We start from the raw sequence: 16,211 nt of genomic DNA on the forward strand, positions 1-16,211 counted from the left end.
CAAGGTGATCAAGCGTATGGCCTATGGCTTCAGAGACTCGGACTACTTCTTCCTGAAAATCAAGGCCGCCTTCCCCGGGAAAGCGCGATGAACCATAAAAAAGGGAGCCCGAAGGCTCCCAATCGAGGGTAACGCTACCTCCGCCGCATTAGGCCAGCGGAGGCATCAGGTGCATCAAGCGGCGCTGAACAGCTTGTGCGGGTCGATGACGAATTTCTTCGGCACGCCGGCGTCGAACTCGTGGTAGCCATTCGGCGCGTCGTCCAGGCTGATCACCTGTACGCCCACCACTTCGGCGATGTTGATGCGGTCCCACATGATTGCCTGCATCAGCTGGCGGTTGTACTTCATCACCGGGGTCTGGCCGGTGTGGAAGCTGTGCGACTTGGCCCAGCCGAGGCCGAAGCGAATGCTCAGTGCACCCTTCTTCGCCGCCGCGTCTACCGCACCTGGATCGTCGGTCACGTACAGGCCGGGAATACCGATCTTGCCGGCAACCCGGACCACACCCATCAGCGAGTTGAGCACGGTGGCCGGAGCCTCGTGCTGCACGCCTTCGTGACCATGACCGCGGGCTTCGAAGCCCACCGCGTCGATGGCGCAATCGACTTCCGGCTCACCCAGCAGGGCGGCAATCTGTTCGTGCAGCGGAATGTCCAGCGACAGGTCGGCGATCTCGAAGCCCTGGGCCTTGGCATGCACCAGGCGCACCGGGTTGACGTCACCGACGATGACCACGGCGGCGCCGAGCAGACGCGCGGAGGCGGCAGCGGCCAGACCGACCGGACCTGCACCGGCGATGTACACCGAGGTGCCCGGACCGACGCCCGCGGTGACAGCACCGTGGTAGCCGGTCGGCAGGATGTCGGACAGGCAGGTCAGGTCGCGGATCTTCTCCATCGCCTTGTCGCGATTCGGCAGCTTGAGCAGGTTGAAGTCGGCGTACGGCACCATGGCGTACTCGGCCTGGCCACCGGTCCAGTCGCCCATGTCGACGTAGCCGTAGGCGCCGCCGGGACGGGCCGGGTTGACCGACAGGCAGACGCCGGTGTGTTGTTCCTTGCAGCTGCGGCAGCGGCCGCAGGCGACGTTGAACGGCACCGAGACCAGATCGCCGATCTGCAGGTTCTCGACGTCGCGACCCTTCTCGATCACTTCACCGGTGATCTCGTGGCCCAGCACCAGGCCGGTTTGTGCGGTAGTCCGGCCGCGCACCATGTGCTGGTCCGAACCACAGATGTTGGTCGATACCACGCGCAGAATCACCGCGTGCTCGATCTTCTTGCCGCGCGGATCCTGCATTTTCGGATAGTCAATTTTTTGTACCTCGACCTTACCTGCGCCGAGATAGACGACACCACGATTACCAGACATGCGTTGTTCTCCTTTGTTGTTGAAATACAAAGGCGCAGCCAGCGGCCACGCGGCCTTGCATTGGAGCTGTATACGTCTGTTGCTATAGCCGGCGAGGCGCGCCAATTGGCAGAGCGCTACTGCCCTCACCGACCGGGTTGGTGCTACGCGTGCAGCACCACGGTTCGATTGGCGTTGAGGAACACCCGCCGTTCGAGGTGGTAACCGATCGCCTTGGCCAGGGTCTGGCACTCGATGTCGCGGCCCTTGGCGATCAGGTCTTCCGGATAATGGGCATGGTCCACCGACTCCACGCCCTGGGCGATGATCGGCCCCTCATCCAGATCGTTGTTGATGTAGTGGGCGGTGGCGCCGACCATCTTGACGCCCTTCTGGTACGCCTGATGATAGGGCTTGGCACCCTTGAAGCCGGGTAGCAGCGAGTGATGGATATTGATCGCCCGGCCGTCCAGCTTGCGGCACAGCTCGGGCGACAGCACCTGCATATAGCGGGCGAGCACCACCAGTTCGGCGCCGCTGTCCTCGATCACCTGCAGCACCTTGCGCTCTTGCGCCGGCTTGTCGTTGGGGTCGAGGGGGAAATGGTAATAGGGAATGTTGTGCCAGCTCGCCAACGGCTCCAGGTCCGGGTGGTTGGATACCACCGCCACCACGTCCATGGCCAGATGGCCAATGCGCTGGCGATAGAGCAGGTCGTTCAGGCAATGGTCGGCCTTGGACACCATCAGCACCACCTTGGCCCGGTAGCCCGGCGGGGTCAGCTCGGTGCGCATGTCGAACGGCGACAGGCGTTCGTCGAGACCGGCGCGGAAGGCCTGCTCGTCGAAACCCTCGGCCACGCGAAACTCCACGCGAATGAAGAAGCGCGCCGACAGGCGATCATCGAACGAGTGATGCTCGGTGACGTAGCAGTTCTGCTCGAACAGGAAGCGCGTCACCGCGTCCACGGTGCCGAGCACGCTCGGGCAGTGGGCGGTGAGAATCCAGGTGTCGGGGGTGCGGCTCATGATGAAGCTCCCGGTGGTCTATGCCGTTGCCGGCAACTGTGGCAGCGGCCTTAGCCGCTGCCACAGGGTGTGGCCTCAGGCCTTGATCGCCAGGCCGTATTCGGCGCTGGCATCCTGCAGCCACAGCCAGATGTAATCGGAGAAACTGCGGCGCACCAGCAGCTCCCAGGTCTCTTCGCCGGTGCGGCGGATCACCAGCTGGGTCTTGGCGAAGGTAGTGCCGACCGCCTTGCCGACGGGGAAGTTGCGCGGATGCACGTCGTAGGTCGACGACTTCATCAGCATCTCGCGGACTTTCGGCCCGGTCAGTTCGAGGATGGTCTGCCCACCGCTGACGTTGACCACCTGGTGGTGCTGACCGGCCAGCGCTTCGCGCAGGCTCTTCTCGGCGGCGAACTCTTCGCCGCTTGGCACGATCAGCAGCCACTCGTCCGGGCCCAGCCACTGCAGCGAGGTCTCGCCCTTGACCACCAGGCCCAACGCGCCCGGCAGTTCCAGGCCAGTGGCCTTGTGCACGGCGCCGGCAAAGGCGGCGTCATGGCCATCGCCACGCAGGGTCAGGTGACCCAGCAGTTTTCTCTCGCGCAGGCTGACGCCCGCGCTGCTCTTGCCCTTGCCCACCAGCTCATGCAGGCCGGCGTGAAACAGCGGGGACTCGGCGTGCGCCGCATCGGGGCGCTGCTTGTAAACGTTTACTGTGCTCATGTTGTTCCGCCTGTCGTAGGTACGTCAGCGCTAATTCGTGGCTCGCCAGGCTCCAGCTTGCTGGGGCCTGGCGAGCGGTCGTGGTCTCAGACGTTCTGCTGCTCGCCTTTCGGGTCGAAGAACACCGAACTGACGATCTCGGCTTCGATCAGGGTGCCGTCTGCCAGCGGGGCGAAAACCTTCTCGCCCATGCGCTTCAAGCCGCCCTTGACCAGGGCCAGGGCAAAGCTGAAGCCCATGCTGGTGCTGTAGTAGCTGGAGGTCACGTGACCGACCATGCTCATCGGAATCGCCTGCTTGGCGTCGAACACCAGCTGTGCGCCTTCCGGCAGCACCGCGCTGGTGTTGACCGGCTTGAGGCCGACCAGCTGCTTGCGGTTTTCCTTGACGCAGTCTTCACGGTTCATCCCGCGCCAGCCGATCCAGGAGAAAGGTTTGGTGCGACCGACACACCAGCCCATGTTGAGGTCGTCCGGGGTCACCGAACCGTCAGTCTCCTGACCGACGATGATGAAGCCCTTCTCGGCCCGCAGCACGTGCATGGTCTCGGTGCCGTACGGGGTCAGGTTGTACTTCTTGCCTGCCGCGACGATCTTTTCCAGCACACCCATGGCGTAGTCGGCCTGCACGTTGACTTCGTACGACAGCTCACCGGTGAAGGAGATGCGGAACACCCGCGCCGGCACGCCGCCGACCTTGCCTTCCTTCCAGGTCATGAACGGGAAGGCGTCCTTGTCCAGGTCGATGTCGGTGACCTCACTCAGCAGCTTGCGGCTGTTGGGGCCGGACAGGGTCATGGTCGCCCAGTGGTCGGTGACCGAGGTGAAGTACACCTTGAGTTCCGGCCATTCGGTCTGGTGATAGATTTCCATCCACTGCATGACGCGCGCGGCGCCGCCGGTGGTGGTGGTCATCAGGAAGTGGTTATCGGCCAGACAGGCGGTCACGCCGTCGTCGAAGACCATGCCGTCTTCCTTGCACATCAGGCCGTAACGGGCCTTGCCCACGTCCAGCTTGGTCCAGGCGTTGGTGTAAATGCGGTTGAGGAACTCGCGCGCATCCGGGCCCTGGATGTCGATCTTGCCCAGGGTCGAGGCATCGAGCAGGCCGACGCTGTCGCGTACCGCCTTGCACTCGCGGCCGACGGCGGCGTGCATGTCTTCACCGGCCTTGGGGAAGTACCAGGGGCGCTTCCACTGACCGACGTCCTCGAACTCGGCGCCATTTTTCAGGTGCCAGCTGTGCAGCGCGGTGTAGCGCACCGGGTCGAACAACGCACCGCAGTTGCGCCCGGCCACGGCGCCGAAGGTCACCGGGGTGTAGTTCGGACGGAACATGGTGGTGCCCATCTGCGGGATGCTGATGCCCATCGAACGCGCGGCAATCGCCAGACCGTTGATGTTGCCCAGTTTGCCCTGATCGGTACCGAAGCCCAGCGCGGTGTAGCGCTTGACGTGCTCGACCGACTCGAAGCCCTCGCGGGTGGCCAATTCGATACCGGCCGCGGTGACGTCGTTCTGCTGGTCGACGAATTGCTTCGGCGCCCGTGCGGTCGGCTTCTCGTGCGGCACCTGGAACAGCGCGATGCTCGGCTCTTCGTGACGGCCGAAGACTTTCGGCAGCTCGCCCGCGACCGGCTTGAAGCCCGCCTCGGTGGCGGCCTTGACGCCGGCTTCGAAGCCATCGGCCAGTACATCGCCGAGGGCGAACACGCCATTCATGGCACCGGCGCAGACGCGCGCCTGGAAACCTTCACCCGGCACGAAACCGAGGATGTCTTCGCGCCAGGTCGGCTTGCCGCCCAGGTGCGAGGCCAGGTGCACCACCGGGCTGTAACCGCCGGAGCTGGCGACCAGGTCGCACTCCAGCCATTCGCCGGGGCTGGTGACTTTATGCGCCTGCGGATCGATCGCCGCGACGCGCGCCGCGCTGACGCGCTTGCTGCCACGTACTTCGATCACCGCACTGCCGGTCAGGACGCGCAGGCCCTTGGCCCGTGCTTCCTCGACCCAGGCGCCCTTGGGATTGGAACGGGCGTCGGCGATGGCGACCACCTTGATCCCGGCTTCCAGACAGTCCAGCGCTACGCGGTAGGCGTAATCGTTGGTGGTCGACAGCACCAGCTGCTTGCCGGGGGCCACGCCGTAACGGCGTACGTAGGTGGACACCGCGCCGGCCAGCATGTTGCCGGGCACGTCGTTGTTGCCGTAGACCAGCGGACGCTCGTGGGCGCCGGCGGCCAGCACCACACGCTTGGCGCGTACACGGTGCAGGCGCTGACGCACCTCGCCCATCGGTGCAGCATCACCGAGGTGATCGGTGCGACGCTCGTGGATGGTGAGGAAGTTGTGGTCGTGATAACCGTGCACGGTCGAGCGCGGCAACAGGGTCACTTCCGGCATCTTCTGCAGTTCGCCGATGGCCTTGGCCACCCAGTCGGCGGCCGGCTTGCCGTCGAGGCTTTCGCGGCTGTCGAGCAGATGACCGCCGAACTCTTCCTGCTCATCGGCGAGGATCACCCGCGCACCGCTACGGCCCGCAGCCAATGCGGCGGCCAGACCGGCGGCACCGCCACCGACCACCAGCACGTCGCAGTGCTGGTTCAGGTAGTCGTAGCTGTCCGGATCGTTTTCCTTCGGCGCGCGGCCCAGACCAGCAGCCTTACGGATGTACTTCTCGTAGGTCAGCCAGAGGTTCTGCGGGTACATGAAGGTCTTGTAGTAGAAGCCCGGCGCCATCATGCCGCCGCCGACCTTGCCGAGAATGCCCATCAGGTCATTGTTGACGCTCGGCCAGCCATTCACGCTGTTGGCCACCAGGCCGCTGTACAGGGCCTGCTGGGTGGCGCGCACGTTGGGGATCTGGGTCGCTTCGCTGGCGCCGATCTGCAGCACCGCGTTCGGTTCTTCGGCGCCGGCGGCAACGATGCCGCGCGGCCGCGAGTACTTGAAGCTGCGGCCGACGACGTCGACGCCGTTGGCCAGCAACGCGGCGGCCAGGGTGTCGCCGCTGAAACCCTGAAAGCTTTCACCGTTGAAGGTGAAGGTCAAAGGCTGGTTGCGGTTGATCCGGCCACCCTTGCTCAGGCGATTGATCTGACTCATGCCTTTTCTCCTGCCGCACGGCTGGGCTGCTTCGCACTGTTCGGCTTAGCGGTCACGCTCGGCTTTTCGCCAATCTTGTAGGTTTCGAAAATTTCGTAGCTGATGGTGTCGCGCGTGGCATTGAAGTACTGCCGGCAACCGGCCGCGTGAATCCACAGCTCGTGGTGAATACCGCGCGGGTTGTCGCGGAAGAACAGGTACTCGCCCCACTCCGCATCGGTGCAGGCATTCGGGTCCAGCGGGCGCGGGATGTGCGCCTGGCCGGCCGAGTGGAATTCCTCTTCGGAGCGCAGCTCGCCACAATGGGGACAGAAGATGTTCAGCATGTCGGATTTCTCCTGTTAGTGGGCGACGCCGGCGGCGCCGTGCTCGTCGATCAGGGCACCGTTGTAGAAACGGTCCATGGCGAAGGGTTTGGCCAGTTCATGCATTTCGCCTTTGGCCAGGCTGGCGGCGAACACGTGACCGGAACCCGGGGTGGCCTTGAAACCACCGGTACCCCAACCGCAGTTGAAGAACAGGTTCTGCACCGGGGTCTTGCTGATGATCGGGCAAGCATCCGGCGTGGTGTCGACGATGCCGCCCCACTGCCGGTTCATGCGCACGCGCGAGAGCACCGGGAACAGCTCGACGATCGCCTGCAGGGTGTGCTCGATGGTCGGGTAGGAGCCGCGCTGACCGTAACCGACGTAACCGTCGATACCGGCACCGATGACCAGGTCACCCTTGTCCGACTGGCTGATATAGCCGTGTACCGCGTTGGACATGATCACGCTGTCGATGATCGGCTTGATCGGCTCGGACACCAGCGCCTGCAGCGGGTGCGACTCGATCGGCATGCGGAAGCCGGCCAGTTTGGCCATGTGCCCGGAGTTACCGGCGGTGACCACACCGACGCGCTTGCCGCCGATGAAGCCCTTGTTGGTTTCCACGCCGATGACCACACCGTTTTCCTTGCGGAAGCCGGTCACTTCGGTCTGCTGGATCAGGTCGACGCCCAGGGCGTCGGCGGCGCGGGCATAGCCCCAGGCCACGGCATCGTGACGGGCCACGCCACCGCGACGCTGCAGGGAAGCGCCCATCACCGGGTAACGGGTGTTCTTGCTGCAATCCATGAACGGGATCAGTTCCTCGACCTGCTTGGCATTGAGCACCTCGCCGTCGATACCGTTGAGCCGGTTGGCACTCACCCGGCGCTCGATGTCGCGCATGTCCTGCAGGGTGTGACCGAGGTTGAACACCCCGCGCTGGGAGAACATCACGTTGTAGTTGATGTCCTGCGACAGGCCTTCCCACAGCTTCATGGCGTGCTCGTAGAGCATCGCCGACTCGTCCCACAGGTAGTTGGAACGCACGATGGTGGTGTTGCGCGCGGTATTACCGCCGCCCAGCCAGCCCTTCTCGACCACCGCGACGTTCTTCACGCCGAATTCTTTGGCCAGGTAGTAGGCCGTGGCCAGACCGTGGCCGCCACCGCCGACGATGATCACGTCGTAGACCGGCTTCGGCTTGGGGTTGCGCCACATGCGCTGCCAGTTTTCGTTGTGGCTGAGCGAGTGCTTGAACAGGCCGAAGCCGGAATAACGTTGCATCAGTGGATACTCCTGATACGAAAGACTAAGACCTTAGCGGTAAACCGGATAATCCGCGCACAGACCGGCTGCCAGGGTGGCGACCTGCGCCTCGACGTCGGCATCGCCGAGGTGATCGAGGATGTCGCAGATCCAGCCAGCCAGCTCGATGCTCTGCTGCTCCTTGAAACCGCGGGTGGTGATCGCCGGGGTACCGATGCGCAGGCCCGAGGTGACGAACGGCGACTGCGGGTCGTTGGGTACGGAGTTCTTGTTCACCGTGATACCGGCGCGGCCGAGGGCGGCGTCGGCGTCTTTGCCAGTCAGGCCCTGACGGATCAGGCTGACCAGGAACAGGTGGTTATCGGTACCGCCGGAGACCACGTCGAAGCCGCGATCGATGAACACCTTGGCCATGGCCTGGGCATTCTTGATCACCTGCGCCTGGTACTCCTTGAAGCCTGGCTCCAGCGCTTCCTTGAAGCACACGGCCTTGGCGGCGATCACGTGCATCAGCGGGCCGCCCTGGGCGCCGGGGAACACCGCGGCGTTGAGCTTCTTCTCGATCTCGGGATTGCTCTTGGCCAGGATCAGGCCGCCACGCGGACCGCGCAGGGTCTTGTGGGTGGTGGTGGTGACCACGTCGGCGTAAGGCAGCGGGTTGGGGTACAGGCCAGCGGCAACCAGGCCGGCGACGTGGGCCATGTCGACGAACAGCAGCGCCCCGACCTTGTCGGCGATGGCGCGGAAGCGCGGGAAATCCAGGGTCTTGGAGTAGGCGGAGAAACCGGCGACGATCATCTTCGGCTGGTGCTCGACGGCCAGGCGCTCGACTTCGTCGTAATCGATCAAGCCGGTGGTGGTGTCGATGCCGTACTGCACGGCGTTGTACAGCTTGCCGGACGAGCTGACCTTGGAACCGTGGGTCAGGTGGCCGCCGTGGGCCAGGCTCATACCCAGGATGGTGTCGCCGGCGTTGATCAGCGCCAGGTATACGGCGCTGTTGGCCGAGGAGCCGGAGTGCGGCTGCACGTTGGCGAAATCGGCGCCGAACAGTTGCTTGGCGCGATCGATGGCCAGTTGCTCGACCACGTCGACGTGCTCGCAACCACCGTAATAACGCTTGCCCGGATAGCCTTCGGCGTACTTGTTGGTCAGGCCGCTGCCCTGAGCTTCCATTACCCGCTGGCTGGTGTAGTTCTCCGAGGCGATCAGCTCGATGTGATGCTCCTGACGCGCTTCTTCGGCATCCATCGCCGCCAACAGTTCGTCGTCATAGCCTTTAATTTGGTCTTGTTTGCTGAACATCGCTGATCTCCTGCGGCAACCTGATGTTGCCTGTGTTGTTTGGGGCCGCCCCTGGCTCGAACTGAGCTGGGCGGGCCGGTCGTCCCCTCGTTGCCTGGTGGCATCTCCGCGGGTCGCTGACTGCGGTTTGCGGCGAAGGGATGACGCTACCGGCTCGGGTCCCTCGGACTGAGCCTGTTGCAATCGATTGTGCGAAATACCCGTAGCCGCCGTATGCCTGTTTACGACGTTAAAATGCCCAAACCAACCTAACCCCGCTGGAAAGATCCACGCCACGACTTATCCATTCACTCGTCCTTCCTTTCTCCGCGCCGCCTCACTACCCTGGCAACCCCGCAGACGATGCAGGCCCCGCTGCCGTGGGCTTTGCATGGGAGTAGACTGGTGCTCAGCGCGCGCCCGTCGCGAGCGGATAGAACAACTATTAGAAACACGACTACCTTGCGCCTTAGTCCGCGCCATACGCGCTAAAAGCGACAAGCGGAAGCAGTGGAGGAAGATCAAGATGGCAGTTGCACACCCGCCGGCGGCTCCCGTTGCCAAACCGCACAGCCCACCTCAGGCAACGCCGGTGAAGACCTTTGGTTTCCTGCTGATTCCCGACTTCACCACCATCGGTTTCGCCTCGGCGGTCGAAAGCCTGCGCATGGCCAACCTGGTGGCCAAGCAGACGCTGTATAAAACCCTGGTGATCGCCGCCGATGAACAGCCGGTGCGCGCCAGCAACGGCATGCGCGTGCTGCCCGACCACACGATTGCCGACGCGCCCAAGCTGGATGCGCTGTTCGTGGTCGGCTCCAACCCAATCAACCCGAAAAACGACCGGGTGATGCTCAACTGGCTGCGCGACCTGGCGCATGAGCAGATCCCCCTGGGCGGGATCTGCACCGGCAGTTACCTGCTGGCCTGCGCCAACCTGCTCAAGGGCTACCGCTGCACCATCCACTGGGAAGACATCGAGCAACTGAAAGACAAGTTTCCGGGAATCATCATCTCCAACCAGCTGTTCGAGCTGGATCGCGACCGCTACACCTGCTCCGGCGGTACGGCGTCGATGGACATGACCCTGCAACTGATCGCCCGTGAACCGAATGGCGTGGAGATCGCCACCCGCGCCGCCGAGCTGCTGCTCTGCGACCGCATGCGCGGCGCCCGCGAACAGCAACGCGTGCCACTGCGGCAGAAGCTCGGGCACTCGCAGCCTAAGTTGAGCCAGGTCGTCGGCCTGATGGAGGCCAATCTGGAAGAGCCGCTGGAGCTGGAGGAAATCGCCCAGCTCAACGAGGTCACCGTGCGTCAGCTCGAACGGCTGTTCCACAAATACCTGCAGCGCACGCCCAGCCAGTACTACCTGGAGCTGCGCCTGAACCGGGCGCGCGAACTGCTGCTGCGCAGCGACTCGCAGGTGCGCGACATCGCCCTGTCCTGCGGCTTCGCCTCGCCGGCGCATTTTTCCAAGTGCTACAGCCGCTTTTTCGGCCACTCGCCACGCGGCGAGCGCCAGCAGAGCGCGCTCAGCTAAAGCCGAACGGAGCCTGCGCGGCGACGTTGCACCGAGGCACAGGCTCCCCATGCCGGCGTGCTTCGAAGCCAGATGGGGCGGCGAGCCAAGCCATCTGGCTCAGGCTCACACCTTGAACTGCCCCAACAAACGATCCTGCCGCCCCACCTGCTCGACCATCGCCGCGCACTGACGTACCTGCTGCTCGGCACCGCCGGCCACGGCATCGCTGATATCGCGGATGTTGGTGGTGTTGCGGTTGATCTCTTCGCTGGTGGCGCTTTGCTGTTCGGCGGCAGTCGCGATCTGCAGGTTCATCTCGTTGATCCGGCCGATCGACTCGCGGATGCGCGCCAGCATGTCGTTGGCGGCGCTGGCGTCGTCGGCTGTCTGGCTGGCGCTGTCGCGGTTCTGCTGCATGCGCGACTCGACCTGTTTCACCCCGTTCTGCAACTGGTCGATCATCTGACGGATTTCCTGGGTGGAATGTTGGGTGCGCGAGGCCAGCGAACGCACCTCATCGGCCACCACGGCAAACCCCCGCCCGGACTCACCGGCGCGGGCCGCCTCGATAGCGGCGTTGAGCGCGAGCAGATTGGTCTGCTCGGCGATGCTGGTGATCACCGCGAGGATCGACTCGATATTGGCACTGAGCCTGGCCAGTTCGTTGACCGCCTGGCTGGTGTCGTCCATGTCAGCGGCCAGGCGTTTGATCGCCGCACTGGACTGCGAGACCAGGTTGACGCCAGTCTCGGTGGCCTCACTGGCGGCGCTGGCCGCCTGGGCCGCGGCCTGGGCATTGCACGCGACGTCCTCCGCGGTACTGGCCATCTCCTGCATGGCGGTGGCCAGTTGATCCAGCTCCTGCAATTGCTGCTGCAGGCGGCTGGCGGTTTGACTGGCTTCGCTGGAGGTATCGCGGCTGCTGGCGCGAACCTGCAGGGAGCTGCTCATCACCTCGCCAATCAATGCCTGCAGGCTGTGCAGAAAGCGGTTGAACTCCTCGCCGACCTGGGCGATTTCATCGTTGCCCTGGATCGGCAGGCGCTGGGTCAGATCACCCTGACCACCGTTGACCTCGCGCAGCGAAGTCCTCAGCTGCAACAGCGGCCGCAACAGGCGCCGCATCAGTACACCGAGCACCAGCAGCGTCAGCATCACGCCGATGGCGGTACCAGCCGCCGCACGCCAACTGAGGGCGTTCGCTTCAGCCATGACCTTGGCTTCATCGAGTACCACGCCGATATACCAGCTCATGCCACCAAGGTTGCTCAACGGGATAAAGGACACCAGCAGGTCCTGGCCATCTGCCCGAACCGCGCTGAGCGCCGGCACCAGGGCCGGGCTCTGACCACCGAACAGGTCACCCAGGGCTTTACCGTTCAGTTCGCCGTTGGGGTGCGAGATGATCTGACCGTTGCCCGCGAGCAGGAATGCATAGCCGGCACCATTGAAGCTAAAGGTATTGATCGACTCGGCGATGCTCTTGAGGCTGATGTCACCGCCGAAGGCGCCCTTGAACTGGCCCCGATCACTGAACTTCGCCACCGCAGAGATCAGGATGTCGCCGCTGCTGGCCACCGCGTAGGGCTCGGTCAACACGGCATGGGATGCCGCCTTGGCCTGAGGATACCAAGGCCGCTGGCGGGCATCCCAATCGGCCGCGGGGTGCCACGTGGGGTCGTTGGTGATGGCCTGGCCGCCCGTAGCCTCCAGACCGCCGAACATCGAGAGAAACTGCGCTCCCAGAACAGGGTCGGCGAACAATTGCTGAATCTGTTCGTCGCCGAAGTTGCGGTCTACCTGCTGCGCAGCCAGGTCGATCAACTGCAACTTACCGTTCAACCAATTTTCGATCTGCCGAGCCAGCGCCTGGCTCGACTCGGCAATGCTCGCCTGCGCCTGCTCGCGCAATGTCTCGCGAATCTGGCCGATTTGCAGCAGTGACAGCAGACCACTGCTGATGACCAGAACCAGGGCGGCCACCATTCCAACTTTATTACTTATTTTCATCGCGTTTGAATTCCCGATGACGCTAAACCCGTTTCCGTCCGGCGTTGCGCGCGGACGGCCATTCGCACAGCAAAGAGCCACGGACTCCCTCGAGTCCGTGGCTCTGTTTATCCGCGCAGACTGATTAGCCGCGCTGCACCGCTGGTACTCGAACGCGGGTGAACACAGACACCGTCACATAGCAGAAGGACGAAGCCAGACAGCCAATCAGCGGCCCTTCGACCCAGCCGACATCGGTGGTCAGCAGCAGACCACCGCTGGTGAAGAAGCCGACCAGCATCGCCACCAGGGCGCCGGTCACGTTGCCCTGCCAGAAGGTCGAGATGAACACCGGACCGATCATCGCCGCCAGCAGGGTGCCGGAGCCGAGAATGCCCAGCCAGGAGAGCATGAACGGCGGCGCATACATCATCATCAGCAGGCCCAACAGGCCCAGCGCCACCACGGCCACGCGGTTGATGGTCAGCGCATGCGCCGAGTCCACTTTGGCGTGCTTGTTCAGTGCCAGGCGCAGGTCATGCGAGGTCGCCGAGGCCACGGTGTGTAGCATCGAGTTGGCGGTGGACTTCATGGCAAAGATGATAAACAGGGTGATCAGGCCCTGCAGCGCCGGATGCATGAAGGTCTGCAGGTACATCGGCATGGCATTGTCCGGGTCGGCCAATTGCGGGCCGAAGGCGCGCATGTACAGGCCGACGATCGGGATCAGGCTGAGCAACGCGCCGAGAATCGCCACATACACACCGACCTTGTGCATCTTCACCTTGGGCTTGAAGGCCAGGAAGCGAATCGCCATGTATGGCAGCACTGCGGCGAACAGGAAGGCATAAGGCAGCACCAGGAATACCGAAGCCTTGCTGTTGCCATAGGGCGCCGCGGTGGCCGGGTTGAGCAGGTTCGGGTCGATGCTGTTGAGGGTGGTGTGCCAGAGGCCCAGATCGACGCTGGTGAACATCTGGATCATGATCACGATCGCCGCCAATGCCATGCCGCAGACCATCACGGTGTCGGTCCAGGCCACTGCGGCCAGGCCGCCGAGCATGGTGTAGAGGATGATCACCGAGATCATCAACCAGGCGCTGCTGGTCATCTCGATGTTCAACCAGGAGGCGCCGAGGATGCCGACCGCCTTGATCTGGCTGACCAGGAACACCATCAGCAGGATGATGGTCATCACCGCCGCCACACCCTGCAACAGACGCCCGCCGTTACCACCGCCATGAATCTGGCCGATGTACTCGGGGATGGTGTTGCTGCCCATGGTCAGCGCGCGTTTCTGCATGTGATTGGCGAAGAACAGCACCGCGATCATCATCGCCGGGGCGAAGAAGAAGTTGCCCAGCAACTCGATGGCGCCGAACTCGTAAGCCACCGCCGGTGAGCCCATGAAGCCCCAGCCACTGAAGCCGGTGGCGACGATGGTGCTGGCTCCGACGAAGGCGCCGAGACTGCGCCCGGCGAGCAAAAAGCCACCCTCGTCGCTGTCTTTGACTTTGCGTGAGGAGAGAAAGCCGATCCCGATCATGACCGCAAAAGTGACGATCAGCAGACCCCAGTTGAACCATTCATAGAAGTCCATGGCGCTTACTCCGTCTGTCCGGCGTTTTCTTTGGCGGAACGGCACAGATAGGTTCCGGCCGCGATCAGGAGCATGGCGATGTTTAGCGCGATGAAGGTGGTGAGTACCCAGGAGTTCATAATCAAAGCCTCTTGTTGTAATTGTAGTTTTAATAAGCGCTATCTCGGCAGCGAACGGCTTGGGGCGATATCCCCGAGAAACCGTCAGCTACCCCGCTACCTCGGCAGTCAGCCCACGCAGCGGTTGCATCGGTTCAGGGCATTCCGCGGTGATGGCCCTCCACTATGTGGGTCAACCCGCGCATCGCCCGGGCTGAGCGGCTGGGCACAGCCTGAACGGCGACCACGGCGTTCGGCACCGGCGCATCAGCGCTAAACCGACCAGCCGCAAGCCGAGCAACGCGGCTGGCTGCCAGTGACGCAGAAGAGAAAATCGCCGCGCCATGTAGCGGGCTGGGAATGTTTGTCGCGCGGCGGTGCACCATGCCCGGTACGGGCAGGCACAGCACCCCGACTGGTGGGGAAGCTATCCACTGGGAAAGCTGCTTGAACGTTTTCACCTGACTGCCTCCTGGCCAAACGGCCTGAAGTGAGCAACGGTGGAGTGCCGCACCCTGCGTGGAGGGCACGGCAGCGGCTGGGATTACTTGCGGATGATGTTGTGCTCTGGGCCGTACGGGAACTTGGTGATGTTCTCCGCACCCTGCTCGTTGACGATCAGGATGTCGTGTTCGCGGTAACCGCCCGCGCCCGGACGCCCTTCCGGCAGCATGATCATCGGCTCGATGGACACCACCATGCCCGGCTCGAGCACTGTGTCGATGTCCTCGCGCAGTTCCAGGCCGGCCTCGCGACCGTAGTAGTGGCTCAGGGTGCCGAACGAGTGGCCGTAGCCGAAGGTGCGGTATTGCAGCAGGTCGTGCTGCAGGAAGATCTCGTTCAGCTCGTGGGCGATATCGCTGCAACGCATGCCCGGCTTGATCAGCTTGAGACCGGCTTCATGCACTTCGACGTTGACCTGCCACAGACGCAGGTGCTCGTCGGAGCAATGGTCGAGGAACAGGGTGCGTTCCAGCGCGGTGTAGTAACCGGCGATCATCGGGAAGCAGTTCAGGCTGAGGATGTCGCCCTTGTTCACCTTGCGGCTGGTCACAGGGTTGTGCGCGCCGTCGGTGTTGATGCCGGACTGGAACCAGGTCCAGGTGTCCATCAGCTCGCCTTCGGGGAAGGTGCGCGCGATTTCGCGGACCATCGCCTGAGTGGCGTGCAGCGCTACTTCGTACTCAGGTACCTGATCACGCAGGGCTTCAACCACCGCTGCACCGCCGATGTCGGCGATACGCGCGCCGTGACGGATGATCGTATGCTCTTCGGCGGACTTGACCAGGCGCATCTTCATGCAAGGAGCGGCGACGTCGACCAGTTCGGCGGACGGATAACGCGCGGCCAGTTTGTCGCGGTTTTGCAGGTTCAGATGGTCGAACTCGATACCGATACGCCCGGCTTTAGGCACAGCCTGCTGGATGGCGACAAAGAAGTTATCGCGCTGCCAGTCGGAGTAAACGATGTTGTCGGTGCCGACAGTACGGCGCCACGGCTGGCCACCGTCGATATTGGCAGTGATGGTCACGACCGCGTCCTGGGTCACTACCGCGGCATAGGGACGACCGAAGGCGCAGTAGACGAAGTCGGTGTAATAGTTGACGTTGTGATAGGAGGTGAAGATCGCCGCGTCGATGTTTTCTGCCGCCATGTGGGCGCGCAGCTTGGCCTGGCGAGTGGCGTATTCCTGCGCCGAGAAGGTCGATTTTACTTTCTGGCCGTTTTGGATCCGGAGCGTCTGGGGCATTTGCATGGCGGGAACCCTTGTTGTTTTCCAGTGACTCGACACACCGGCTTGGTGGGTCGTTGGAATCCATTGCACCAGATGCCGACGCTCAATTTTTGTACGATTCCGACCTAAAGTTGGTCATATCCGCTCCCCCTGCAACAGCCGCCAAACCAGCCTGAACACCCTCGGAATCAGCGACAAAAAGAGGCCCGAGCCGTG

At 63.3% G+C, this 16,211-nt stretch carries 11 protein-coding genes and 2 pseudogenes; 2 read left to right on the top strand and 11 right to left on the bottom strand.

Annotated elements, in window-relative coordinates; genetic code table 11:
• A pseudogene (locus tag FBY03_RS17340) lies at positions 1–91 on the top strand (ISL3 family transposase); the annotation flags it as partial.
• Between the two features lie 83 nt (positions 92–174).
• Here the strand turns inward: FBY03_RS17340 and fdhA are convergent.
• From fdhA to glyA, 7 genes are all read right to left on the bottom strand, one after another.
• Positions 175–1,374: a formaldehyde dehydrogenase, glutathione-independent gene (gene fdhA / locus FBY03_RS17345; protein WP_147173614.1), complete on the bottom strand. Its 1,200-nt coding sequence runs from the start codon at positions 1,372–1,374 to the stop codon at positions 175–177.
• A 143-nt stretch (positions 1,375–1,517) separates the two neighbouring features.
• Positions 1,518–2,381, bottom strand: a complete 864-nt coding sequence (gene purU / locus FBY03_RS17350) for a formyltetrahydrofolate deformylase (protein ID WP_147173615.1) — start codon at positions 2,379–2,381, stop codon at positions 1,518–1,520.
• 75 nt (positions 2,382–2,456) lie between these two features.
• Complete coding sequence (locus FBY03_RS17355; protein WP_147173616.1) at positions 2,457–3,086, bottom strand: sarcosine oxidase subunit gamma; 630 nt, start codon at positions 3,084–3,086, stop codon at positions 2,457–2,459.
• 86 nt (positions 3,087–3,172) lie between these two features.
• Positions 3,173–6,190, bottom strand: a complete 3,018-nt coding sequence (locus FBY03_RS17360; protein WP_147173617.1) for a sarcosine oxidase subunit alpha — start codon at positions 6,188–6,190, stop codon at positions 3,173–3,175.
• Complete coding sequence (locus tag FBY03_RS17365; RefSeq protein ID WP_025163301.1) at positions 6,187–6,516, bottom strand: sarcosine oxidase subunit delta; 330 nt, start codon at positions 6,514–6,516, stop codon at positions 6,187–6,189. Before FBY03_RS17365 ends, FBY03_RS17360 begins: the two co-directional genes overlap by 4 nt.
• Positions 6,517–6,531: 15 nt before the next feature.
• Positions 6,532–7,782, bottom strand: a complete 1,251-nt coding sequence (locus FBY03_RS17370; protein WP_147173618.1) for a sarcosine oxidase subunit beta family protein — start codon at positions 7,780–7,782, stop codon at positions 6,532–6,534.
• Positions 7,783–7,815: 33 nt separating this feature from the next.
• On the bottom strand, positions 7,816–9,069 hold the full coding sequence (gene glyA, locus FBY03_RS17375; RefSeq protein WP_147173619.1) for a serine hydroxymethyltransferase: 1,254 nt from the start codon (positions 9,067–9,069) through the stop codon (positions 7,816–7,818).
• Between the two features lie 505 nt (positions 9,070–9,574).
• Here glyA and FBY03_RS17380 point away from each other — a divergent pair.
• Complete coding sequence (locus FBY03_RS17380; RefSeq protein WP_147173620.1) at positions 9,575–10,591, top strand: GlxA family transcriptional regulator; 1,017 nt, start codon at positions 9,575–9,577, stop codon at positions 10,589–10,591.
• A 105-nt stretch (positions 10,592–10,696) separates the two neighbouring features.
• Here FBY03_RS17380 and FBY03_RS23545 read toward each other — a convergent pair whose 3' ends face one another.
• From FBY03_RS23545 to FBY03_RS17395, 4 genes and pseudogenes are all read right to left on the bottom strand, one after another.
• Positions 10,697–11,524, bottom strand: coding sequence for a methyl-accepting chemotaxis protein (locus FBY03_RS23545; RefSeq protein WP_371920789.1), 828 nt, complete (start codon positions 11,522–11,524; stop codon positions 10,697–10,699).
• Positions 11,525–11,551: 27 nt separating this feature from the next.
• A pseudogene (locus FBY03_RS23550) lies at positions 11,552–12,583 on the bottom strand (cache domain-containing protein); the annotation flags it as partial.
• 124 nt (positions 12,584–12,707) lie between these two features.
• Positions 12,708–14,162 carry a sodium:solute symporter gene (locus FBY03_RS17390; protein ID WP_147173622.1) on the bottom strand — a complete coding sequence of 485 codons (1,455 nt, stop codon included), beginning with the start codon at positions 14,160–14,162 and terminating at the stop codon, positions 12,708–12,710.
• A gap of 642 nt (positions 14,163–14,804) precedes the next feature.
• Positions 14,805–16,016 (bottom strand): M24 family metallopeptidase, encoded by a 1,212-nt coding sequence (locus tag FBY03_RS17395; RefSeq protein WP_147173623.1) that lies wholly within the window; start codon positions 16,014–16,016, stop codon positions 14,805–14,807.
• Between the last annotated feature and the right edge of the window lie 195 nt (positions 16,017–16,211).

Origin of the sequence: Pseudomonas sp. SJZ079 (genome assembly GCF_007993865.1) — a bacterium.
In the GTDB taxonomy this organism is placed as follows: Bacteria; Pseudomonadota; Gammaproteobacteria; order Pseudomonadales; family Pseudomonadaceae; genus Aquipseudomonas.